Consider the following 21,835-nt stretch of genomic DNA (forward strand, 5'->3'; position numbering starts at 1 on the left):
AGTGTCACCAGGCACTCAAGTCACTCTCCGTAGAGCTGCGCGTCCGCTTCTGTGCTCGACGGGTAGTAGCGGAAGTGCGTCTTGTCCTCAGGGGCCTCCAGCTGATCGCCGACCTGGCCGAGACCCTTGATGACGGTGGCCGCGCCGTTCGCGTGGCTCACGGCGTACAGGTAGCCCTTCCTGCTGTCCTTGTCGATCGCCAGCAGCAGGGTGCTCTGCTTGCCGCATTTCTCCGCGACGAGCGTCTCGAACTTCTGCCAGGTCGCCGTACGCACCTTCTTGACCACAGGAGCACCGCTCGACGGGATGCGGATCGTGTAGAGCGCCCCGCCGCGCGTGTTGGCCAGGAACGTGTCGTACGTCCGCGTCTGGCTGATCAGCGCCATCGTTTTGACCGCCGAGAACCCGGTGTACGTCGCTTTGTTGCGCCAGGCGGACCCCTCCACTGTCCAGCGCGTGATGACGTTGCCTTCCAGGGCGTACGTGTGGCTCGTCGACTTCTCGAAGTACGTCTGGTGGATCCAGCCGCCGCCCACCTTCGTCTTCTGGAACGACGTCGGGTCGAGCTGGCCTGTCGTGGTGTCGGTGACGTACCTGAACCGGTAGAGGTCGTTGACGATCCGTACGTACCCGCTGTTCGCCATGCCTGTCGGCGGATCCGGCTCCCAGCCGACCGACGACGCGAGTCGTACCTGGTCCACCGGGAACAGCGCCTTCGGCCCCACATGCGGTGCTCCGACCGTGACCGGTGCGGTCGCGGTGATCCGCTGGAACTTGTGATCGCCTTGCACGGTCGCGGTGCCCAGGGTCATCGAACAGGCAGCTGTTGCCTGCTGAGTGGCGGCCTGCGCGGGCACCGGGATCAGCCCTGCCACCGTCATCACCGCCCCCACGGCGATCGCCGTTCTGGCCATCCGGCCTCCTTCGGAGAGTCGTGTCACCCACCTCGATGCACGTCAACGCCGAAAGGTTAGGTCGAAGAATCCACGGACCAGCCGCCGTACTTCGGGCACGGCGCACGCGGACCTGCCGATCAGCTCGGCCCGTTGAGCTGCGGTCATGAGCCCGGCTCGCTGCAGTTGGGGTGCCAGCGCGGCGTAGTCCGTCCAGATCCAGTGGTTGGCGTCCGACAGTTGCACCCGGCGTACCGGGCCGCCTTGGGCCATCACCGCCGACCAGGTGCGATCGAAACGGGCGTCACGGAAGCCATCGGTTCCTGCCAGCAGCAAGGGCTTCTTCGCGATCGTGTAGAGCTCACCGTCAAGCGCGTCGAGGTAGCCCTCCAGGTTGATGGCGGCACGCACCTTCGGGTGTGCCAACGACACAGCGGCAGTCGCACCGCCGGCCGAGTGCCCGTACACGCCCACGGGCCCTTCCAACTGCTCCAGTACGAAGCGCATGTCCGCGAAGCGCGTGTCCATCATCAACCGCGACTGCACTGGGTCCGTTTGCACAGCCGGGCTGATCTCGATGGTCCGCAGCCGTCCGTCGGGGAACACGACCTCGCTGGCCTCACCAGGGTGGTCCATGGTGATCACGACGTACCCGTGGCTCGCCAGGTCCTCGGCCAGTGACGTGCCGACGGTCCGCGGGTCCGCACCGGCCGGGCTGTAGAGCAGGGTCGGGCGTCGTCCGGGCAGAGCGGGTGCGTCGACGTACGAGTGAGTCAGGGTGGCGGCCCAGTCGACACCGCTCGTGGGGAGCTCTGGATGCAGTACGCCGGCGTCCAACTGCTTGAACACGTCAGCCGCGGTGGGGGCGAGCTGTGGAGCGCGTTGACATCCACGTACGCCGGTTGCCGGGTAGAACACGGTCAACGCGATCTCACGGGTGGGAGAGCCGTTCCACGGGTCGGAGCGCGTCCGGTCGGTCAGCGCGCGGGTCGTCGTACCGACGGGCCACGCGCCGGTCGGGGCGGGGAGGCGCAGGGTGCGGTCGGTGGCCGCGGACGCCGTCCGGATCCCGGTCAGCGCTGAGGCGGCGGTGCTGGCGGATGCGGTGAGGAAGGTACGTCGTCTCATGCCGCCGACGGTGCCAGCCGCGGACGGGCGCGTCAGTAGGCGTCAGTGCATCTCCACCCGGAGTTCCAGCCCCGGGTGGAGCCGTAGGGCACGTCAGGCGCCGGTGAGGACGGTCCCGGCGTTGTAGTACCGGAAGTACGAGTCAGAGGCCGGGAACGTGGTCGGGACCTTGCCCAGTCCCTTGATCACTGTCGCGGTTCCGTTCGCGTGTCCGACGGCGTACAGGTAGCCGGCACCAGTGTCCTTGTCGATGCCGAGCAGAAGGGTCCCGTAATTGCCACACTTCTCGGCGATGAGCGTTTCGAAGCCCTGCCACGTCGACGTGCGGACCTTGGTCACCACGGGCTTCCCGGAGCCGGTCGGCACCCTGACGGTGTACAGGGCGCCACCGTGCGTCGTGGCTAGGAAGGTGTCGTATGTGCTGCCCTGGCCGATCAGGGTCATCGTCTTGACAGCCTTGAAGCCGCCGAACGTCGTGTAGTACTTCCAGCCGCTGGGCGTGACCGTCCAGCGGGCGATCAGCCCGTCGGTGAACTGGTCGATCAGCGAGTAGACGTTCGACCGCTCGATTCCTCCGGGGGCGGCATGGCTGAGCTCGACGTACTTGTGCAGGTCGTCCCAGCCCCCACCGATCAGCGTCTGCTTCAGACTCCCCGGCACGACCGCTGTGCCGGTGGCGTCGGCGAAGTAGCTCGTCGCGTACATCCGTACCCCGAGCACCACCAGACCCTCGCGCTGCTCGAGGCCGTCCCACGGCTGGAACGAAGTCCGGACGGCGGTAGGCAGGTGCGCCTGGCCGTCCGGGTACAGGTCCTTCGGCCCGACCTTGCGGGCACTCGCTGACGGGGCAGCGGTGATGGTCTGGACGGTGTGGTCGCCACCGGTGGTGACCGAGCCGAGCCGCAGCGAGCACGCCTCGGCGGTCGCGGTTGTTGCGGTGGTAGTGGCCGGTGCGGCACCGGCCGGAGCGGCGGCGAGACCGCCGGCGAGCAGCACCCCGGCAGCGAGCCTTCGCCCGAATCTGATCATCTGAACACCTTTCGTCACAGGTACCGATGCGGGCGGCCGGACCATTGTTGCGAGCATCAAAGGCATAACGGGGTACGACGGCGCGCCTGGGACGGCACCCCATTGTCGGAAGGGCGCCGTACTGTGGGTGATGTGAACCGGCGAATCTTCGGTCTCGAGAACGAGTACGGCGTCACCTGTACGTTCCGCGGGCAGCGGCGACTGACCCCGGACGAGGTCGCGCGGTACCTCTTCCGGCGTGTCGTGTCCTGGGGACGGAGCAGCAACGTCTTCCTCCGCAACGGCGCCCGGTTGTACCTGGACGTGGGCTCGCACCCGGAGTACGCCACCGGTGAGTGCGACTCGGTCACCGACCTGATCGCGCACGACAAGGCCGGTGAGCGGATCCTCGAGGGCCTGCTGGTGGACGCGCAGAAGCGGCTGCACGACGAAGGCATCTTCGGTGACGTCTACCTGTTCAAGAACAACACCGACTCGGCAGGCAACAGCTACGGCTGCCACGAGAACTACCTGGTCAGCCGGCACGGCGACTTCGCGAAGCTCGCCGACGTGCTGATCCCGTTCCTGGTCACCCGGCAGCTGATCTGCGGTGCCGGCAAGGTGCTCCAGACACCGCGCGGCGCGGTGTACTCCGTGTCCCAGCGCGCCGAGCACATCTGGGAGGGCGTGTCGTCCGCGACCACCCGGTCCCGGCCGATCATCAACACCCGCGACGAGCCGCACGCGGACGCGGAGCGGTTCCGCCGGCTGCACGTGATCGTCGGTGACTCGAACATGTCCGAGACCACCATGCTGCTCAAGGTGGCCAGCACCGACCTGGTGCTGCGGATGATCGAGGCCGGCATCGTGATGCGCGACCTGACCCTGGACAACCCGATCCGGGCGATCCGGGAGATCAGTCACGACATGACCGGTCGCCGCGAGGTCCGGCTGGCGAACGGCCGCGAGGCGTCGGCGCTCGACATCCAGACCGAGTACCTGACCAAGGCGCGGGACTTCGTCGACCGCCGCGAGCTCGGCACGCCGGCCGTGGAGCGGGCGCTGTCGCTGTGGGAGCGGACGCTGAAGGCGATCGAGTCCGGCGACCTGTCCGGGATCGAGCGCGAGATCGACTGGGTGATCAAGTACCGGCTGATCGAGCGTTACCGGTCGCAGAACAACCTCGGCCTGGCCAGCCCGCGGGTCGCGCAGCTCGACCTGGCGTACCACGACATCCACCGCCCGCGCGGGCTGTACTACCTGCTCGAGCGGAAGGGCGCGGTCACCCGGGTCGTCGACGACCTCCGGGTTTTCGAGGCCAAGTCGGTGCCGCCGCAGACCACGCGGGCCCGGCTGCGCGGCGAGTTCATCAAGCGGGCCCAGGAACGGCGCCGGGACTTCACCGTCGACTGGGTGCACCTGAAGCTCAACGACCAGGCCCAGCGGACCGTGCTCTGCAAGGACCCGTTCAAGTCCCACGACGAAAGAGTCGAAAAGCTCATCGCGAGCATGTAGGTGCCGACTAAATGAAGTGCTGGGTTGTCGTGCGCTGCTTAGAAAGAGCGCATGACGACCGAGATCCGGCCGGTGACACCGGCTGAGGCATCCGATTATTTTCGCGTCCTGCCGTACGTGAACGGCTTTCCGCAGGAGGAGCCCGAGCCGTCGGCCTGGTACGCCGGGAGCGCCGCCTGGCCGCCGCAGGTCCCGAAGACCGCTGCCGACATCGAGCGGTACGCCGAGCAACTGCAGGCGGACTGGTTCCGCCCGCAGGCCGCGTTCGTGGACGGGAAGCTCGCGGGCGGATCTGCGATCGTCTCGGTCCAGCTCACCGTTCCGGGCGGCCGGCAGGTGGCACTCGGCGGGGTGACCTCCACGGCCGTGCTGCCGACGTACCGGCGGCGCGGGCTGCTGCGGAAGATCATGGCGGCGATGCTGGACGACTGCCGGGAGCGTGGTGAGTTCCTGGCGGGGCTGAGTGCCAGTGAGGGGACCATCTACGGGAGGTACGGGTTCTCGCCGGCCACGTTCCAGCACCGGTGGGAGGTACGGCGTAGCGACGTGGTGTTCCGGGACGAGTTCACGGATCCGGGAGGGCTGGAGTTGGTGGACGCCGCGGTCGCCGGTGAGGTGTGGCCGGTGCTGCACGAGCAGGTGCGGGCCGAGCGTGTGGGGGAGATCAGCCCCTTGCCGGGCAAGTGGGACGGGCTGGGCGGGCTGCCGGCGGACGGCTCCGGTCCGGCGCATCACCTGCTACATCGTGACGCGTCCGGTGCGGTGGACGGCGCCGCGATCTTCCGGTTGCCGTGGTCGCCGGACCCGGCGCGGGTCGGCGTACTCCAGGTGGAGGCTCTCGAGGCGTTGACGGCTGATGCTTACCGAGCGCTTTGGGGCCTGCTGCTCGACTTCGACCTGACCAGGCGGGTCGTAGCCGCCCGCAGGCCCGTGGACGAGCCGCTGCGGTGGATGCTGACCAACCCGCGGGCGCTCAAGCTCACGCGGACCCGGGACAACCTGTGGTTGCGGATTCTCGACGTACGGGCTGCTTTGGAAGCACGCACGTACGCCGCGACCGACACGTTGGTGTTGGAGGTGGAGTCGGGGCGATGGCTGCTGGACGCGGGGCCGGACGGCGCCAGTTGTACGGCGACCGACCGGGCCGCGGACCTCACGCTCGGCGTGAACGAGCTGGGCTCGCTGTACCTCGGCGGCGTACGCGCGAGTGAGTTCGCCTACTCGCGCCGTGTCGTCGAACACACACCCGGCGCCGTCTCCCGCCTGGATGCGCTGCTGCGCCCTGACCGTGCCCCGCACAACGCCGTGGGTTTCTGACCGCTGTGACTGTGCGTGGTGTGACGCAATGGTGACTCGGGCGGCTGCTCATCCGGTTGAATCCGCAAGCTAGGGTGGTCCGCGTCGTTGACCGGAGGCAATCGGCGCAAACTTCAGCGCCGGGATGGTTCGAGGTGCTGGTTTCGTGCGCAAGCTGTTGAGTCTGGTCGTTGTCGCGGCTCTGGGGTCCTCCCTGGTGGCGTGCGGATCGGACAAGAAGAACGATTTCGACGCCGCCGGTTTCAAGGTGACCTCGGACTTCGGGCAGAAACCGACCATCACGCACCGCCAGGGCGACCCCGACAAGCAGCTGGTCACCGAGGTCCTCAAGGAGGGCGACGGCCCGGAGGTGAAGAAGGGCGAGCTGCTCACCGCGAACTACCTCGGCCAGATCTGGCGGGACGGCAAGGTCTTCGACAACTCCTACGACCGCGGCGCGCCGTCGTCGTTCCCGATCGGGGTCGGCGGCGTCATCTCCGGCTGGGACGAGGGCCTGGTCGGCAAGAAGATCGGCAGCCGGGTGCTGCTCTCGATCCCGTCCGACAAGGGCTACAAGTCCCAGGGCAACTCGCAGGCCGGCATCAAGGGTGACGACACGCTGATCTTCGTCGTCGACCTGGTCGGCGCGGCCGCGAACGACACCCCGCTGGACGCCACCACGGTGACCCCGTCGACGCCGACCAAGATCAGCGTCACCGGCCCTCTGAACGCCGAGCCGAAGGTCACCGTGGCGCCCGGCACCAAGCCGCCGGCGAAGCCCGGCAAGCCGATCGTGTTCGCGCTCGGCAAGGGCAAGCCGATCGAGAAGTCCAGCCAGCTGATCGGCCGCTACGTGGTGTACGACTACACCGGCAAGAAGCAGGCCAGCACCTGGGACGCGCAGCCGGCTACCGCGCAGAGCGCCGCCCAGCCGGCCGCGCCGACCGACCAGCTGCAGGTGGGTCCCGGCCCGAACGGCCAGACCGGAGCGCTCGACGGCCTGGCCGGCGTCCCGATCGGCAGCCGCGTCCTGGTCGAGCTCCCGGCGTCGAAGGACCAGGCCGGCAAGACGGTCAACGCGTTCGCGGTCATCGACGTCCTGAACGCCTTCCCGGCCCCGAAGACGACCGGCCAGTAGAACGCCGTCGAAGGACCGGCTCCCACCGCGGGGGCCGGTCCTTCGGCGTTTCAGCGGGTGCGGCGGACCGCGCGGCGGCTGAACCAGCGGTTCGCGTCGGGCTGGAAGCTGAGCAGGATCGCGGTGATCACCGCGGTCACGTGCACGCAGCGGATCGCGCCGAAGGCGATGAACGAGGCCGACCAGTGCACGGATCCGAAGTCGCCGTCGTGCAGCAGCCAGCCGATCGGGCCGACCACCAGGGACGCGATGCCGACCGTGCCGAGCAGGCCGGTGAGCAGCCAGCGGGACCAGCCGACACCGGGCCGGAAGTAGCGGTCGATGACGACGAACAGGCCGCCGTACACGATCACCCGGAAGGCGACCTGCATCAGCAGGCCGAGCAGCGGGGCGCCGCCGGCGATCGCGCCGGCGACACCGAGGACGGACTCGGCGACACCCGCACCGACGGCGGCGAGCCACAGCGTGGTCGCTCCCCGGACGGCCAGTGGCGGCTCCGGCCGGGCGACGTCGTGGATCGTGAGGTTGCGGTGCTTGGTGCTGTTCATACCACCACTGTCCCTGCGGCCGGCCTCCCGATCAGGAGTGCTGCGACCCCAGCCCGGGTAGACCTGGATCCACTGCTCAGCTACGCGCAGGCACGTCCACCAGCCCGGCGGCATGGCGTCCGGCGGCGGCAGCGGCCTCGAAGTACGCGCGGTCCTCGTCCAGGCCGCGGCCCATCGTCGACAGCTTCACTGGGGCAGACTGCATCGCCTCGTACAGCCCGTCGACGCCAACGCGGACCACGCGGTGCCTGGCCTTCAAAGGCTCGGCCGCGTCCCGTACTGCGTCGCCGAAGTCCCCAGCCAGATCCGGTACGACGACATCGGCCGGCTGGAGCGCTACCCGCCCGTACGCGGTCAGGCTGTGGTGGGAGATGCCACGGTGCCGCGGCCGCGGGTCTGCCTCGGAGATACGGAGTGAGGCGACTGCCCGGCCGCCTAGGGTGCCGACGGCGTTCACGGCCTCGCCTGACTGCACCCCGGAGAAGCCCCAGCGCGTACCTGTCCCCAGGTTGCCCGGGCCCTGCGTGATGACGACCAGCTCGGCTGCCAGCACCTGTACGGCGGTCAGCAGCCCGGTGTGGACCGTTACCGCCTCGCGGTCTCCGCCGTACGCCTGGCCGACGGTCACGGTGCCGCTGAGCCAGCCGGCGTCCCGCAGCGTCGCGACACTCCGGGAGAACGCCAGGGGAAGCGCACCGCCGTCCGTCATCACGTAGACGACGCGTGTGGTCGGCCGGGCCTCGTAGACACCGGCCAGCACCGCCGGTAGCGCGGAGTGCAGATCCGCAACGACTACCGGCGTACCGAAGAGGTCGTCGGCGTCTCGCAGTACGTCGTGGTCAGGGGAGTCCTGCTCGTCCGCGCCCATCACCATGGCCTGTAGTGGCGTGTAGCGCGCCTTCACCAGGTGCCCGTGCTCCGGCGGGTCCTCCGGGAGCCTGTCCGGTACGGCGACCACCAGGGCGTACCCGCCCGTACCCAGGCCGCGGTCCAGGGCGCCTACGTTCAACAGCACGCGGTCGCCCGCGACCGGCGTACCGACGAGCTCTGGGTACGCCAAGGCGCGCACAGTCTGTTCGCCGACCGTCACGCTCAGCTCGAGCGCTCCGGCCCAGCTCCGCCCGACCTGTGTCACCACACCGTCCCGCCAACGAATCACGTGCTGACCCTACTGGGGTCGAACCCGTGTTCGAAGTTTCGGTGCGGTAAGGCGGGTTTTGGACGCCTGAGGCCGTAAGGTGGACGGGTGTCGGCGCGGAAGAGTGAGCGGCTGCTCAACGTGGTCATCTGCCTCCTGGTCGCGCGCACCTATGTGACCAAGGAGCGGATCCGCGAGGTCGTCGAGGGGTACGCGGGGCAGACCGACGACGCCTTCGAGAAGATGTTCGAGCGGGACAAGGACGAGCTGCGCGATCTCGGCATCCCGATCGAGATGGGCACCATCGACAAGTTCTTCTCCGACGAGGTCGGGTACCGGATCCGCCGCGACGTGTTCGAGCTCCCCGAGGTGCACCTGGAGCCGGACGAGGCCGCCGTACTGGGCGTCGCCGCCCGGGTCTGGCAGCACGCCGGCCTGTCCGAGGCGACCACCTCCGCGGTGCTGAAGCTGAAGGCGGCCGGCATCCAGACCGACCAGTCGGCGCTCAGCGCGATCGAGCCGCACGTCGGCGCGTCCGAGCCGTCGTTCGACCCGCTGTGGGCGGCCGTGGTGGCGCGCCAGGCGGTCCGGTTCGAGCACCTGCGCAGCGGCGCGTCCGAGCCGACCACCCGGACGCTGGAGCCGTGGGGGATCGTCTCCTGGCACGGCCGCTGGTACGTCGTCGGGCGCGACCGCGACCGGCAGGCGACCCGGATGTTCCGGATGTCGCGGATCGGCGGCGCTGTGAAGACGGTGGGGGAGCCCGGCGCGTTCACGGTGCCGGAGGGGACGGACCTGCGGTCGCTGGTGACCGAGCTGGCCCCGCCGCGGCCGACGTCCGAGGCGAAGGTGCGGGCGCGGACCGGATCCTGTGTGAGCCTGCGGCGACGCGCGAACGCGATCGAACCGTACGAGGAGGGCTGGGACCTGCTGCACGTCCCGTACGCGGACTCGTCGGTGCTGGCCGAGGAGATCGCGTCGTACGGGTCGGACGCGGTCGTGGAAGGCCCGGGCGACGTACTGGACGGTGTGCTGTGGCGGCTGCGGACGGTGGCCGGCGCATGAGTAACGCACGTGACCAGGTGCAGCGGTTGCTGGCGCTCGTCCCGTACCTGCGGGAGAACGACGGCGCCCGCGTCGACGACGTCGCCAAGGAGTTCGGCGTCCGGCCGAAGCAGATCATCGCGGACCTGAAGGTGCTGTGGTTCTGCGGGCTGCCCGGTGCGCAGATGGGCGACCTGATCGAGATCGACATCGAGGCCGCCGAGGGCGACGGCGTCATCCACATCAACAACGCGGACTACCTGGCCCGGCCGCTCCGACTGGCCGCGGACGAGGCGCTCGCGCTGCTGACCGCCCTCCGCACGCTGCGCGAGGTCACCGCCGGCCCGGACCGGGACGCCGTCGACCGCGCGATCGCGAAGCTGGAACGCGCCGCCGGTGAGGCTGCCGCCGCGAGCGAGGGCGCCGCGGCCCACGTCCACGTCGAGCCGGCCGCGCCGGAGATCGCCGAGATCGTCAACCGCGGCCTCGCGACCAAGCGCCGCCTGCACCTCACGTACGACGTACCGTCGCGCGACGAGACGACCGAGCGGGACGTGGACCCGATGCGGCTCGTGGTGTCGGAAGGGCGCACGTACCTCGAGGCCTGGTGCCGCCTGGCCGAGGACGTCCGGCTGTTCCGGCTGGACCGGATCGCGGACGTCAAACTTCTCGACCTGCCGAGCGAACCACCGCCCGAGGCGACCCCGCGCGACCTGTCGAACGGCATGTTCCAGCCCTCCGAACAGGACCTCCTGGCCACCCTCCGCCTGGCCCCGCCCGCGCGCTGGGTCGCGGAGTACTACCCGAACGAGTCCGTCGAAGAAGGCCCGGAGAACTCCCTGATCGTCAAACTCCGGGTCGCCGACACCAACTGGCTGCAACGCCTGGTCCTCCGCCTCGGCGGTGCCGCCACGGTCCTCGACCCGCCCGACCTCACCACCCAGATCGCCGCCACCGCCCGCGACGCCCTCTCCGCGTACGACGTCTAGCCCAGGCTGAGCTTTCTCTCCAAAGGGGAACGGAAGCGAGGGGTGACGCGGACGCCGGAGAGCCAGGTGGTCCAGCGGGACGCTTCGGCCTCGACGAGTGCGGTCACGTCGGCGCCGACGTCCTCCAGCAGCTCGTACCGGACCTCGCCGGACTCGGGCTGACCCCAGCCGCCGATGATGCGGCCGTCGGACCAGATCGTCGGGCCGACGTTGCCGGTGGTGTCGAACAGTTTGGACTTGTGCGGGCCGAGGAACCAGCCGCGGTCCTTCCAGCCCATCGGCGTCGGATCCAGGCCGGGCAGGAACGCCACCCAGGGATCGACAGGTTCCTCGGGGGCGTCGTCGTCAGGCAGCACGTAGCCGACCTGGCCGTCGTCCAGCTCCACCTCGACCGCGTCCACCGCCGCGAGCGCCTTACGGGTCTGCCCGAGCGTCCAACCGGCGTACCACTGCAGGTCAGCGGAAGTACCAGGGCCGAACGACGTCAGCCACGCCCGTGCGAGCGTCGTACGCGCCTCTTCAGCCGGCGGCTTGTCGCCGAGCCCGCCGGGCAGCCAGTCCGCGGACGGTGACCATTGGTGCTGGCCGCTCAACCAGGTGCCCAGCGGTCGGCCGCGGACGATCCGGCCCTCAGCGGAGAGCTGGAACAGGACCCGGCTCGTCACGTACGGCTGAGCGGCGTACGACTTGCCGGCCGCCATGCTCAGCCGGGTCCGCAGCCGCGGCTCGTCGGAGGCCAGCTCCTGCGCGGTGGCCGACCCCCGCAGCGCCAGTGCGGTCGCCGTGGACTCCTCGACGGTCGCGAGCCAGCGACCACAGGTCTCGGCGTCCTCGGCGACTCCCGCCTCGGCCAGGTGCTTGACGAGCAATTTCCGCTGCTTCACCGCGATGTCGTCCGTGCATGCCGCCTGGACGACCGGCGCGAACGGCGTCGGTACGACGAACACCGTCCGGCGCATGCCCAGCATCCGGATCAGCGCGCGGTCGTCGTACAGTGCACGCTCCGTGCTCGCGACCTCACTCCCCGGAACCCGTGCGGCCACACTCAGGTGCACGGTGGCCGGATCGGTCGCGTGCAGCGCGACCATCGACGCGGCGGCCTCGACCGGGTCCGCTGCCTGGCAGCCAGCGCCGAGCCGGTGCCGGCGCCCCAGCCGGGCCCGCCGCTCCGTCACCCCGATCCGCCTCATCCACACACCCTTCAGCCCGTTTTCAGCCCGTTCTCAGCCCGTCGGAAGACCCTGCGCGACACTCGGTTTTACCATCACGTTCCGGCACCGTTGTCCGCGGAGACGCACCGTAGGTCGTGGGCCCGCGGCCGGAACCGGCTAGGCTCCTGGGTATGTACTGGTTCCTGCTCTTCATCGCGGTCGTGGTGGTGTGGACAATCGTCCTCGCCCTGCTCGCGCTGAAGCTGTGGCGCCAGGGCAAGGCACTGACGCGTGAGTTGGTCGCCGCCCAGTCCAAGCTGGACGCAGCGCAGTCGCGATCCGCGGCCGGGTCTGGACAGACCCGTGAGGATGCGCACGCTCCGGCGTAGTATTCGGCCACGAACTCAGGCTCGAGTCCGAGTTGAGATGTTGAAAGGGAGATCGACATGGCAGCACCGCTCCTCGGTATGCCCCAAGGCGCAGAGTGGCTCGTGATCCTCGCGATCGTCGTGCTGCTGTTCGGTTCGGCGAAGCTTCCGCAGCTGGTCAAGCAGCTCGGCAAGTCGAAGAAGATCTGGGAGGACGAGGTCGGTCCGCGGAAGAAGGACGCGGAGCTGACCGACGAGGCCTCGCAGCAGCCGGCCCAGGTACAGCAGCCGGTTCAGCAGGCCCAGGCACAGCCGAACCAGGCGAACGGCCAGGCGCCGGGCGACGGCTTGCCGCCCACGCACACGGCGAACTGAACAGAACGCCCCACTTGTGTCGATGGTGAGGTTCGGGCGACGGAAGGCGAAGGAAGACCGCCGCCCGAGGGACCCAGAGGGTCGGATGACCCTGCGCGAACACATTGTCGAGCTCCGTAACCGGCTGCTCATCAGTGTGCTCGCGATCGTGGTGTGCACGGTTGTCGCCTGGTTTGTGTACTACCCGGCGCTCGCGATCCTGAAGGACCCGTTCGAGACGGCCGTCAGGCCGTTCGCGGAGGACCGCGGCCTGAAGCCGCAGCTCACCTTCCAGGGGGTCGGCGACCCGCTGACGTTCCGGATCAAGGTGTCCGCGCTGCTCGGGCTGATCGCGGCCGGGCCGATCTGGCTGTACCAGCTCTGGGCGTTCATCGCGCCGGGCCTGCACCGCAGCGAGAAGAAGTGGGCGTACCTGTTCGCCGGTATCGCCGCGCCGCTGTTCGCGACCGGTATCGCGCTCGGCTACTGGACGCTGCCGAAGGGCATCAGCATCCTGCTGGGCTTCACCCCGGAGCAGGTGCAGAACCTGATCGAGCTCGGCAAGTACCTGGACTTCGTGATCCGGACCCTGCTGGTGTTCGGCGTCGCGTTCCTGATCCCGCTGGTGGTCGTGCTGCTGAACATGGTCGGCGTGGTGCCGGCGTCGGCGCTGGCCAAGTTCCGGCCGTACATCATCCTGGTGATCTTCGTGTTCGCCGCGGTCGCGACGCCGTCCGGTGACCCGTTCACGATGTGCCTGCTGGCGATCCCGATGTGCGTGCTGTTCTTCGCCTCCGAGGTGATCGCCCGGATCAACGACAAACGCCGCAAGGTGCGCAACGAAGAACTGCTGGCGGATTGATGCCCGCACTACTACCGCGCCTCCGGCGCGGGGGTTCGAGGGGCGTCCGGTGAGTCGGCGCATCGCGCTGGTGGTCAATCCCTCCAGCGGGCGGGGTCGTGGCGCGCGGATCGCGCCTTCGGTGCGGGAACGGCTGGCGGGCGCGGGCCTGACCGTCGACGTCCACACCACCACCTGCGCCGACGACGTCGGGCGGATCGCCGCCGAGGTGGTGGAGTCCGGCGCGGACGCGGTCGCGCTGATCGGCGGGGACGGCACGATCCACCTGGGTGCGCAGGTGCTGGCCAACTCCGGGATGCCGTTCGGCGTGATCCCGGCCGGCACCGGCAACGACTTCGCCCGCGGCATCGGCGTACCGCTGGGGGATCCAGGCGCCGCGGCCGACCTGGTGATCGGCGGCCGGACCCGCACGATCGACCTGGCGGCGGCGAAGGACGTGTTCATCACCACGGTCGTGGCCGGCGGCTTCGACTCGCTGGTGAACAAGCGCGCCAATGCGATGTCCTGGCCGAAGGGCAGCTCCCGCTACACGCTCGCGACCTTCGCCGAGCTCCGCACGTTCACCCCGCTCGAGTACGTCGTGACCGTCGACGGCGAGTCGATCGAGACCGCGGCCATGCTGGTCGCGGTCGGCACCGGGCCGACGTACGGCGGCGGCCTGCAGATCTGCGCCGGCGCCGAGATCGACGACGGGCTGCTGGACGTCACGATCATCAAGCCGGTCTCCCGGCTGACCTTGCTGCAGCTGTTCCCGAAGCTGTCCAAGGGCACCCATGTAGGGCACCCCGCGGTGCGCGCGCTGCGCGGCCGTTCGGTGCGGATCGAGTCGCCGGGCATCACGGCGTACGCCGACGGCGAGCCGCTCGGTCCGCTGCCGGTGGAGATCGGGATCGCGCCGGGCGCGCTCACCGTGTTCCACTGAGACACAATCATGAAGTTCTGAGCTATTCCCCTCCCTGGGTTCGCTCTGATAGGAAAGCTTCCTAACAGTTCATTCCTCGGACGCCCCTCGGAGGACCTCATGGAGAACCGCCCCACCCGCCGGACCACGCTGCTGCTCGGCCTGTCCCTGGCCGCTGTGCCCGCAGGCCTCGCTGCCTCCCGCTTCGCGTCGCCCGCCGACGCGGCGGTCGGGGTGAAGGCCACCGGACTGGACGATCCCGCGAAGAAGGAGATCGCGATGGAGATCGTCTGCAGCGCGGAGAACTCGTCGCTGGACTGGAAGGCGCAGTACAAGTACATCGAGGACATCGACGACGGCCGCGGGTACACCGCGGGCATCATCGGGTTCTGCTCGGGGACCGGTGACATGCTCGACCTGGTCGAGCTGTACTCGAGCCGGAAGCCGGGCAACGTCCTGGAGAAGTACCTGCCGGCGCTACGCAAGGTGAACGGCAGCGACTCGCACCAGGGCCTCGACCCGAACTTCACCAGGGACTGGAAGACCGCGGCCAAGGACTCGACGTTCCAGAACTGCCAGAACGACGAGCGCGACCGGGTGTACTTCAACCCGGCCGTCAAGCAGGGCAAGGCCGACGGGATCGGCACGCTCGGGCAGTTCTGCTACTACGACGCGATCGTGATGCACGGCGACGGCGACGACCCGACCAGCTTCGGCGGGATCCGCAAGCGCGCGCTCAGCCACGCGAAGCCGCCGTCGCAGGGCGGGAACGAGACGACGTACCTGAACGCCTTCCTGGACGCGCGCGTCTGGGCGATGAAGCAGGAGGAGGCGCACAGCGACACCAGTCGCGTCGACACCGCGCAGCGGGTCTGGCTGAAGAAGGGCAACCTCGCGCTGAACACCCCGCTGGACTGGAAGGTGTACGGCGACCCGTACCACATCGACTAGGTATCGACCGGGTCGCACCACGAACCGCAGCCGGGCTCCCATCGGACCACCAGGGAAGGGAGCCCGGCTGCGTCATGTTCCGGCGCGGTCCGTGCGCGGGTCGATCTCCGCGCGCTGCCGGAGCATCGAGAGGTGGGTGGCGAGCTGTTCGAGGACCGGCGCGGGCAGCACCGAGCCGACCCAGGTCTGCAGCTCCGCCTCGACCGTCGGCGTCGCGGACTCCAGCGCACGGCGGCCCTCGGCGGTGAGTTCGACCAGTGACGAGCGGCGGTCGGAGGGGTTCGCCGTACGGCGGATGCGCCCGGCCGCCTCGAGCCGGTCGACGGCCTTGCTGGTCGCGCCGACGGTGATCGCCATCTCGTGGGCCAGGTCGAAGACGCGGGCGGTGTCGCGGGACGCGATGTACCGCAGGAACTCGAACTGGCCGAGCGGCAGCTCGTGCTCCGCCTTCAGCCGGCTGTCGAGCGCGTTGTACAAACGCGTTTCCAGCCGGACCAGGTCCGTGAACAATGCTGTGAGATCAGTCACGGAATTAGATTCCTTGGAATGTAGTTGGAGAGAACTATATTCCTCGGAATCTATCACCAGGAGACGACGATGAGCGCTGAAGAACGCCAGGCAGCACGCGGCATGATGCAGAAGGGCGAGGTCGGCCGGTCCCCGGCCGAGCAGCGGGCCGAGTTCGACAAGCTGTTCGCGAACCGCCCGCTGGGCGACGACGTGACACTGGCGGAGCGGACGTACGGCGGCGTACCGGCCCTCGACGTCCGGGTCGACGGAGCGGACGCGGCGGGCGTGATCCTCTACCTGCACGGGGGCGGCTACGTGATCGGCTCCGCGCGGACCGGCGCGAACCTGGCCGCGCCGCTGTCCCGCCGCAGCGGCGTACCGGCGGTGTCCCTGGAGTACCGGCTGGCGCCGGAGCATCCGTTCCCGGCCGGGGTCCACGATGCGTTGGCGGCGTACCGGGAGCTGGCCGGTCAGCCGGTGGTGATCGCGGGCGACTCGGCCGGCGGCGGGCTGGCGCTGGCGACGGTGATCGCGGCGCGCGCGGAAGGACTGCCGATGCCGGCCGGGGTGGTGCTGTTCTCACCCTGGACCGACGTCGCGCTGACCGGGCCGAGCATCGACGCACGGGGCGACTACGACCCGCTGTTCAGCCGCCCGAACATGGAAGAGACCGCGGAGCTCTACCTGGGCGGTGCGGATCCGCGGAACGAGCTCGCCAGCCCGGTCCTCGCCGATCTGACGGGTCTGCCGCCGCTGCTGGTGCAGGTCGGATCGGCCGAGGTCCTGCTCGACGACTCGCTCCGGCTGGTGGCCCGCGCCGCGGAGCAGGAGGTGGACGTCAGCCTGGACGTGATCGCCGGCGCTCCGCACGTGTTCCAGTACTTCGAGGGCCTCCTGCCTGAGGCCGACGAAGCCCTCGACCACGCGGCGACGTTCGTCAAGAACCGGATCCGCGACAAAGTTGTAGGTGCCGTCGCATAGATTGGGCACATGAGTACCCCGTCCGAGAAGTACGCCTCGTTCCGCTCGGACCAGGAGCACCCCGCGGTGAAGGAGTTCCGGGCGCTCTACGACTTCGAGCTGGACGAGTTCCAGCTGCGCGCCTGCGCGGCGCTCGAGGACGGGCACCAGGTGCTGGTCGCGGCGCCGACCGGTTCCGGCAAGACCCTGGTCGGCGAGTTCGCCGTACATCTGGCGCTGGAGCGCGGGCAGAAGTGCTTCTACACGACCCCGATCAAGGCGCTGAGCAACCAGAAGTACGGCGACCTCGTCAGCCGGTACGGCGCCGACAAGGTCGGGCTGCTCACCGGCGACAACTCGATCAACTCCGAGGCCCCGATCGTGGTGATGACCACCGAGGTGCTGCGGAACATGCTGTACGCCGGTTCCCAGACGCTGCTCGGTCTGTCGTACGTCGTGATGGACGAGGTGCACTACCTGGCCGACCGGTCCCGCGGCGCGGTCTGGGAAGAGGTGCTGATCCACCTGCCGGACTCGGTGTCGGTGGTCTCGTTGTCCGCGACCGTGAGCAACGCGGAGGAGTTCGGCGACTGGCTGGAGACGGTCCGCGGCAACACCGTGGTCGTCTTGGAGGAGAAGCGCCCGGTGCCGCTGTTCCAGCACGTGATGGTCGGGAAGCGGCTGCACGACCTGTTCGCCGGTGAGGCGCCGACCGCTCGGGTCGGCGCTCCCGCGTCGGGCCGGTCCGGGAACCCGGCGAAGGCGGCTCGCGCGGATCTCAAGGACCTGGTGAACCCGCAGCTCGTCCGGATCGCCCGCGACGACAGCCGGATCTTCCGCGACGACTCACGCAAGCCCCGGCGCCGCCGGGACCTGCCGAAGAGCCGGCCGTCCAAGACCCACTTCACGCCGTACCGCTCGGACGTCGTCGAGGAGCTGGACGCGGGTGCGTTGCTGCCGGCGATCTACTTCATCTTCTCCCGCAAGGGCTGCGAGGACGCGGTCGTGCAGTGCCTGCGGTCCGGGCTGCGGCTGACCAAGCCGTCCGAGCGCGACGAGATCAAGCGGGTCGTCGCCGAGCGTACGGCGGATCTCCCGGACGAGGACCTCGGCGTGCTCGGGTACCACGACTTCGCCGAGGCGCTGTCCCGCGGGATCGCGGCGCACCACGCGGGCATGCTCGCGGCCTTCAAAGAGGTCGTCGAGGAGCTGTTCGCGCGCGGGCTGATCAAGGTCGTGTTCGCCACCGAGACGCTTGCCCTGGGCATCAACATGCCGGCGCGGACCGTCGTACTCGAGAAGCTGTCCAAGTGGAACGGCGAGGCGCACGTCGACATCACGCCCGGGGAGTACACGCAGCTCACCGGGCGGGCCGGGCGGCGCGGGATCGACGTCGAGGGGCACGCGGTGGTGCTCTGGCAGCCCGGGTTCGACCCGCGCGCGGTGGCCGGCCTGGCGTCGACGCGGACGTATCCGCTGCGGTCGTCGTTCTCCCCGTCGTACAACATGGCCGTCAACCTGGTCCGCCAGGTCGGGCGGACGCGGGCGCGGGACATGCTCGAGCTGTCGTTCGCGCAGTTCCAGTCCGACCAGGCCGTGGTCGGGCTGGCGCGGCAGGTGCAGCGCAACACCGAGGCGCTCGAGGGGTACAAGGAGTCGATCGATTGCCACCTCGGCGACTTCCTCGAGTACGCCGCACTGCGGCGGCGGATCAGTGATCGCGAGGCGTCCGGGTCGAAGCGGCGCAAGCTCGACCGCCGGGTCGAGGCGCAGGAGTCGATCGAGAAGCTTCGCACCGGTGACATCATCCGGATCCCCGCCGGTCGTAGTGCGGGCTGGGCGTTGGTGCTCGACCCGGGGATGCGGTCCGAGCGGGAAGGGCCGCGGCCGACCGTGCTGACGCTCGACCGGCAGGTGCGGAAACTGTCGATGGTCGACTTCCCGTCGCCGGTCGAGGCGATCGGGTCGCTGCGGATCCCGCGCAAGTTCAACCCGCGGAACCCGCAGCAGCGCCGCGAGCTGGCCCAGGTGCTGCGCACCCGGACCGACCTGCTCGGCGAGGACGGACCGCCGTCGCGCCACCGCGACGTGATCTCGCACGCCGACGACCCGGAGCTGCAGGAGATGCGGGCACAGCTGCGCGCCCACCCCTGCCACGGCTGCTCGGACCGCGAGGACCACGCCCGCTGGGCGGAGCGGTACTTCCGGCTCGACCGGGAGAACCGCGACGTACAGCGGAAGATCGAGCAGCGGACCAACACGATCGCCCGGCAGTTCGACCGGGTCTGCCAGGTGCTGGACGCGCTGCACTACCTCGACGGCGACAAGACCACCGAGGCAGGGGACCGGCTGGCGCGCATCTACACCGAGCTCGACCTGGTCGCCGCCGAATGCCTCCGGCAAGGCGTCTTCGACGACCTGACCGTGCCTGAGCTGGCCGCGTGCCTGGCCGCGCTGGTGTACGAGTCCCGCTCGAAGGACGATCCGACCTCACCCCGCCTGCCGCGCGGCGACGTACGGCCGGCGCTGGAGCAGATGGGCGTGATCTGGCGCGACCTGTCCGCACTCGAACGCGACATGCGGGTCGACTTCCTCCGCTCCATGGACCTCAACTTCTGCTGGCCCGCCTTCCGCTGGGCCTCCGGCGCCTCGCTGGCCGAGGTCCTGTACGAGTCCGACCTGGCCGCCGGCGACTTCGTCCGCTGGGTCAAGCAACTCATCGACCTCACCGAACAAATCGCCGACGCCGCCGGCCCCACCCCCCTCCGCACCACCGCCCGAGCCGTCGTCGACCAGATCCGCCGAGGCGTCATCTCCTACGCCACCGTCGTCGACTGACCGCAACCCACAGCTCACTCCGGTAGACCTCTCGGGGTGAAAGACTTCCGGGGTCGTCCACCCCTGAAGGAGAAAACGTTCGTGGAGTTGTCGCGCCGGAATCTCGGCAAGCTGGCTGTCGCAACTGGTGCCACCGCTGCGGTGGGTACGGGTGCTGGGTACTTGATCGGGCGGCCCGCCGACGCGGCCGCTACCTGGAAGGTGACCGGGACGGCGGTGCCTGCGCTGGCCGGGTTCGACAGTCAGATGAAGGCGTTCATGCAGGCCCGGGGGATCACCGCGGGCCAGGTCGCGGTGACGTACAAGGGGCGGCTGGTGCTTGCCCGTGGCTACAGCGCGTCGACTGCGCTGTCCGTGCAGCCGACGTCGCTGTTCCGGATCGCGAGCCTGTCGAAGTCGCTGACCGCGGCCGCGATCGTGAAGCTGGTGCAGGACGGGAAGGTGAGCCTGTCGACGCCGGTCGCGAACATCATCGACATCGTGCCGGCGTCCGGGCTGACCCGGGACGCGCGGTGGTCGAAGATCACGCTGTGGAAGGTGCTGCAGCACCTGGGCGGCTGGGACCGGGACGTCTCCGGCGACCCGGAGTGGAAGGACGCCACGATCTCCCGGACCCTCGGCGTACCGATGGAGCTGCACACCTCCGACGTGATCAAGTACGTCGCCGGGCAGAAGCTCGACTTCGACCCGGGAACGAAGTACGCGTACTCGAACTTCGGGTACACGCTGGCCGGCCGGGTGATCGAGAAGGTCAGCGGACTCAGCTACGAGAACTACGTGAAGCAGAAGCTGCTCGCGCCGTTGAAGATCACCCGGATGGCGCTCGGCTACTCGATCGCCAAGCACAGCGGCGAGACGTCGTACGAGTCGCAGTACACCGGCCGGACCGTGCTTGACATGTCCGGGAAGACCGTGCCCGCGCCGTACGGCTCGTTCAGCATGCGGATCCAGGACGCGAACGGCGGCTGGATCGCGAGCGCGCCGGACCTGGTCCGCTGGGCGAAGATGTTCGACGCGCCGTCGGGCGTGCTGAACAGTACGTCGCTCGGCCACGTCTGGGCGAAGCCGTCCATCGGCGTGAACTCCGACGGCTGGTACTACGGCCTCGGCTGGCAGATCCGCCCGGTCACCGGCGGCACCGGCCGGAACACCTGGCACACCGGCAGCATGCCCGGGACGTACTCGATCATGGTCCGCACGTACAACGGGATGAGCTGGGCGGCCGTGTTCAACCGCCGCGACGACGCCAGCGGCAAGTCGTACGGCGACATCGACGCCGCGCTCTGGACGGCCGCCAAGAGCGTCAAGTCCTGGCCGACGAACGACCTCTTCCCGCAGTACTTCTAGAACATCAACGCCCGGAAGTGCGGCGTACTGATCTGGGCCTCGCCGGCCATCTCGGTCAGTACGTCGCGCAGGGTGTCGATCGCGGCGTCGCCGAGCCGCTGGCGGAGCCGGCGTTCGTAGTCGCGGTGGAACCGGCGGGCCGCGGACAGTGCGGCGCGGCCGCGGTCGGTGAGGTGCAGCAGGCGGGCGCGGGCGTCGGACGGGTCGGGGCGGCGCTCGACGTACCCGCGGCGTTCCAGGTCGTCGGCGATCTGGCCGGCACCCTGCTTGGTGATCTCCAGCCGCTCGGCGAGCCGGCTGATCGTGGTCGGGCCGTCGGCCAGCGTGCGGAACACGAAGCCGTCCGAGCGGCCCTGGTCCTCGTACCCCTGCGCGGCGAGCTGCCCGCGCAGCGCGCGGACGAACTCCTGGTCGGCCAGCAGCAGCAGGATGCCGATATCCGGCTTGCCCGATTGCGTCATGCGCGCCATGATAGTCAAGCTGACTTGGTCAAGTCAGCTTGACTAAATGGTAGGGGGACGGATGCACGTCGTACGAGCGGCCGAAGCGCCGCGGTTCCAGCTCCCGGGGGTCGAGTTCGCAGGGCTCGCCGCGCCGAGCCGCGGTTCGGCCGGCCTGTGCACGTGGCGGCTCACGGTCGACGTCGGCCACGTCGGCGACGCGCCGCACACGATCGACCGCGACGAGGTGTTCATGGTGCTCACCGGCACGGTGCAGCTCGGCCCGGACGGTGACAAACTCGGCCCGGGCGACGCGGCTGTCGTGCCTGCCGGTGAGCTGATCTCGCTGAGCAACCTGGGCGAGGTCAAGGCCGAGCTGATCGTTGCCGTCACGGCAGGGCTCACCGGCTATATGGCCGACGGCACGGCGGTGCAGCCGCCCTGGGCTCAGTAGCC

Annotated in this window: 22 protein-coding genes; 14 read left to right on the forward strand and 8 right to left on the reverse strand. The window is 69.4% G+C overall.

The genetic code is table 11. The annotated features are described in order from the left end of the window. Positions 1-20: 20 nt before the first annotated feature. The 3 genes from AB0M51_RS07665 to AB0M51_RS07675 form a co-directional block, all read right to left on the reverse strand. Positions 21-914 carry a hypothetical protein gene (locus AB0M51_RS07665; protein ID WP_344202036.1) on the reverse strand — a complete coding sequence of 298 codons (894 nt, stop codon included), beginning with the start codon at positions 912-914 and terminating at the stop codon, positions 21-23. A 42-nt stretch (positions 915-956) separates the two neighbouring features. Next, complete coding sequence (locus AB0M51_RS07670) at positions 957-2,021, reverse strand: alpha/beta hydrolase (protein WP_363748562.1); 1,065 nt, start codon at positions 2,019-2,021, stop codon at positions 957-959. Positions 2,022-2,114: 93 nt separating this feature from the next. Beyond that, on the reverse strand, positions 2,115-3,050 hold the full coding sequence (locus tag AB0M51_RS07675; protein ID WP_344202031.1) for a hypothetical protein: 936 nt from the start codon (positions 3,048-3,050) through the stop codon (positions 2,115-2,117). Between the two features lie 132 nt (positions 3,051-3,182). Between AB0M51_RS07675 and pafA the strand changes: the two genes are divergently transcribed. From pafA to AB0M51_RS07690, 3 genes are all read left to right on the forward strand, one after another. Next, complete coding sequence (gene pafA, locus AB0M51_RS07680; RefSeq protein ID WP_344202029.1) at positions 3,183-4,544, forward strand: Pup--protein ligase; 1,362 nt, start codon at positions 3,183-3,185, stop codon at positions 4,542-4,544. Between the two features lie 51 nt (positions 4,545-4,595). Next, positions 4,596-5,861 (forward strand): GNAT family N-acetyltransferase, encoded by a 1,266-nt coding sequence (locus AB0M51_RS07685; protein WP_344202026.1) that lies wholly within the window; start codon positions 4,596-4,598, stop codon positions 5,859-5,861. Between the two features lie 145 nt (positions 5,862-6,006). Further along, the gene (locus tag AB0M51_RS07690; RefSeq protein WP_344202023.1) at positions 6,007-6,978 is read left to right on the forward strand and encodes an FKBP-type peptidyl-prolyl cis-trans isomerase; all 972 of its coding nucleotides are present in this window, start codon (positions 6,007-6,009) and stop codon (positions 6,976-6,978) included. 50 nt (positions 6,979-7,028) lie between these two features. Here AB0M51_RS07690 and AB0M51_RS07695 read toward each other — a convergent pair whose 3' ends face one another. Continuing rightward, the gene (locus AB0M51_RS07695) at positions 7,029-7,526 is read right to left on the reverse strand and encodes a hypothetical protein (RefSeq protein ID WP_344202021.1); all 498 of its coding nucleotides are present in this window, start codon (positions 7,524-7,526) and stop codon (positions 7,029-7,031) included. A 76-nt stretch (positions 7,527-7,602) separates the two neighbouring features. After that, entirely contained in the window at positions 7,603-8,685 is a 1,083-nt protein-coding gene (locus AB0M51_RS07700; RefSeq protein WP_344202018.1) for a DUF3866 family protein, read from the reverse strand. Between the two features lie 87 nt (positions 8,686-8,772). Here AB0M51_RS07700 and AB0M51_RS07705 point away from each other — a divergent pair, with 87 nt between their 5' ends. After that, entirely contained in the window at positions 8,773-9,729 is a 957-nt protein-coding gene (locus tag AB0M51_RS07705; protein WP_344202015.1) for a WYL domain-containing protein, read from the forward strand. Next, on the forward strand, positions 9,726-10,697 hold the full coding sequence (locus tag AB0M51_RS07710) for a WYL domain-containing protein (RefSeq protein ID WP_344202013.1): 972 nt from the start codon (positions 9,726-9,728) through the stop codon (positions 10,695-10,697). Before AB0M51_RS07705 ends, AB0M51_RS07710 begins: the two co-directional genes overlap by 4 nt. Here AB0M51_RS07710 and AB0M51_RS07715 read toward each other — a convergent pair. Next, positions 10,694-11,887, reverse strand: a complete 1,194-nt coding sequence (locus tag AB0M51_RS07715; RefSeq protein ID WP_363748567.1) for a winged helix DNA-binding domain-containing protein — start codon at positions 11,885-11,887, stop codon at positions 10,694-10,696. The genes AB0M51_RS07710 and AB0M51_RS07715 overlap by 4 nt on opposite strands. A gap of 152 nt (positions 11,888-12,039) precedes the next feature. Here AB0M51_RS07715 and AB0M51_RS07720 point away from each other — a divergent pair, with 152 nt between their 5' ends. The 5 genes from AB0M51_RS07720 (at position 12,040) to AB0M51_RS07740 (ending at position 15,284) form a co-directional block, all read left to right on the forward strand. Continuing rightward, positions 12,040-12,237 (forward strand): hypothetical protein, encoded by a 198-nt coding sequence (locus tag AB0M51_RS07720; protein ID WP_344202006.1) that lies wholly within the window; start codon positions 12,040-12,042, stop codon positions 12,235-12,237. A gap of 57 nt (positions 12,238-12,294) precedes the next feature. Next, complete coding sequence (locus AB0M51_RS07725; protein WP_344202003.1) at positions 12,295-12,591, forward strand: twin-arginine translocase TatA/TatE family subunit; 297 nt, start codon at positions 12,295-12,297, stop codon at positions 12,589-12,591. Between the two features lie 85 nt (positions 12,592-12,676). Continuing rightward, positions 12,677-13,432: a twin-arginine translocase subunit TatC gene (gene tatC / locus AB0M51_RS07730; protein WP_344202001.1), complete on the forward strand. Its 756-nt coding sequence runs from the start codon at positions 12,677-12,679 to the stop codon at positions 13,430-13,432. Between the two features lie 49 nt (positions 13,433-13,481). After that, complete coding sequence (locus tag AB0M51_RS07735; RefSeq protein WP_363748571.1) at positions 13,482-14,354, forward strand: YegS/Rv2252/BmrU family lipid kinase; 873 nt, start codon at positions 13,482-13,484, stop codon at positions 14,352-14,354. A 99-nt stretch (positions 14,355-14,453) separates the two neighbouring features. Beyond that, a complete protein-coding gene (locus tag AB0M51_RS07740; RefSeq protein ID WP_344201995.1) occupies positions 14,454-15,284 on the forward strand; it encodes a chitosanase in 831 nt (276 codons plus the stop codon). Positions 15,285-15,356: 72 nt separating this feature from the next. Here the strand turns inward: AB0M51_RS07740 and AB0M51_RS07745 are convergent, their stop codons facing one another. Beyond that, complete coding sequence (locus tag AB0M51_RS07745) at positions 15,357-15,812, reverse strand: MarR family winged helix-turn-helix transcriptional regulator (RefSeq protein WP_363748573.1); 456 nt, start codon at positions 15,810-15,812, stop codon at positions 15,357-15,359. Positions 15,813-15,881: 69 nt separating this feature from the next. Here AB0M51_RS07745 and AB0M51_RS07750 point away from each other — a divergent pair, with 69 nt between their 5' ends. The 3 genes from AB0M51_RS07750 to AB0M51_RS07760 all read left to right on the forward strand — a co-directional run bounded on the left by AB0M51_RS07750 (position 15,882) and on the right by AB0M51_RS07760 (position 20,939). Beyond that, the gene (locus AB0M51_RS07750) at positions 15,882-16,775 is read left to right on the forward strand and encodes an alpha/beta hydrolase (RefSeq protein WP_363748575.1); all 894 of its coding nucleotides are present in this window, start codon (positions 15,882-15,884) and stop codon (positions 16,773-16,775) included. 9 nt (positions 16,776-16,784) lie between these two features. Beyond that, positions 16,785-19,592: a DEAD/DEAH box helicase gene (locus AB0M51_RS07755; protein ID WP_363748577.1), complete on the forward strand. Its 2,808-nt coding sequence runs from the start codon at positions 16,785-16,787 to the stop codon at positions 19,590-19,592. Between the two features lie 81 nt (positions 19,593-19,673). Next, a complete protein-coding gene (locus AB0M51_RS07760; protein ID WP_344201985.1) occupies positions 19,674-20,939 on the forward strand; it encodes a serine hydrolase domain-containing protein in 1,266 nt (421 codons plus the stop codon). Here AB0M51_RS07760 and AB0M51_RS07765 read toward each other — a convergent pair. Continuing rightward, positions 20,936-21,400 (reverse strand): MarR family transcriptional regulator, encoded by a 465-nt coding sequence (locus AB0M51_RS07765; RefSeq protein ID WP_344201982.1) that lies wholly within the window; start codon positions 21,398-21,400, stop codon positions 20,936-20,938. The two genes, AB0M51_RS07760 and AB0M51_RS07765, sit on opposite strands and share 4 nt — an antisense overlap. Before the next feature lie 61 nt (positions 21,401-21,461). On the opposite strand from AB0M51_RS07765, the gene AB0M51_RS07770 reads away from it, so the two are divergent. Beyond that, positions 21,462-21,833 (forward strand): cupin domain-containing protein, encoded by a 372-nt coding sequence (locus tag AB0M51_RS07770; protein WP_363748580.1) that lies wholly within the window; start codon positions 21,462-21,464, stop codon positions 21,831-21,833. Positions 21,834-21,835 lie beyond the last annotated feature (2 nt).

The sequence above is a fragment of the Kribbella sp. NPDC051137 genome, assembly GCF_040682535.1.
In the GTDB taxonomy this organism is placed as follows: Bacteria; Actinomycetota; Actinomycetes; order Propionibacteriales; family Kribbellaceae; genus Kribbella; species Kribbella karoonensis.

What these genes read in the sequence shown, in the direction of transcription:
- AB0M51_RS07695 (WP_344202021.1), bottom strand. Translation starts at nt 7,526, where the DNA reads ATGAACAGCACCAAGCACCGCAACCTCACGATCCACGACGTCGCCCGG.
- AB0M51_RS07710 (WP_344202013.1), top strand. Translation starts at nt 9,726, where the DNA reads ATGAGTAACGCACGTGACCAGGTGCAGCGGTTGCTGGCGCTCGTCCCG.
- tatC (WP_344202001.1), top strand. Translation starts at nt 12,677, where the DNA reads ATGACCCTGCGCGAACACATTGTCGAGCTCCGTAACCGGCTGCTCATC.
- AB0M51_RS07770 (WP_363748580.1), top strand. Translation starts at nt 21,462, where the DNA reads ATGCACGTCGTACGAGCGGCCGAAGCGCCGCGGTTCCAGCTCCCGGGG.
- AB0M51_RS07755 (WP_363748577.1), top strand. Translation starts at nt 16,785, where the DNA reads ATGAGTACCCCGTCCGAGAAGTACGCCTCGTTCCGCTCGGACCAGGAG.
- AB0M51_RS07725 (WP_344202003.1), top strand. Translation starts at nt 12,295, where the DNA reads ATGGCAGCACCGCTCCTCGGTATGCCCCAAGGCGCAGAGTGGCTCGTG.
- AB0M51_RS07715 (WP_363748567.1), bottom strand. Translation starts at nt 11,887, where the DNA reads ATGAGGCGGATCGGGGTGACGGAGCGGCGGGCCCGGCTGGGGCGCCGG.
- AB0M51_RS07685 (WP_344202026.1), top strand. Translation starts at nt 4,596, where the DNA reads ATGACGACCGAGATCCGGCCGGTGACACCGGCTGAGGCATCCGATTAT.
- AB0M51_RS07765 (WP_344201982.1), bottom strand. Translation starts at nt 21,400, where the DNA reads ATGACGCAATCGGGCAAGCCGGATATCGGCATCCTGCTGCTGCTGGCC.
- AB0M51_RS07720 (WP_344202006.1), top strand. Translation starts at nt 12,040, where the DNA reads ATGTACTGGTTCCTGCTCTTCATCGCGGTCGTGGTGGTGTGGACAATC.
- AB0M51_RS07750 (WP_363748575.1), top strand. Translation starts at nt 15,882, where the DNA reads ATGAGCGCTGAAGAACGCCAGGCAGCACGCGGCATGATGCAGAAGGGC.
- AB0M51_RS07675 (WP_344202031.1), bottom strand. Translation starts at nt 3,050, where the DNA reads ATGATCAGATTCGGGCGAAGGCTCGCTGCCGGGGTGCTGCTCGCCGGC.
- AB0M51_RS07670 (WP_363748562.1), bottom strand. Translation starts at nt 2,021, where the DNA reads ATGAGACGACGTACCTTCCTCACCGCATCCGCCAGCACCGCCGCCTCA.
- AB0M51_RS07740 (WP_344201995.1), top strand. Translation starts at nt 14,454, where the DNA reads ATGGAGAACCGCCCCACCCGCCGGACCACGCTGCTGCTCGGCCTGTCC.
- AB0M51_RS07665 (WP_344202036.1), bottom strand. Translation starts at nt 914, where the DNA reads ATGGCCAGAACGGCGATCGCCGTGGGGGCGGTGATGACGGTGGCAGGG.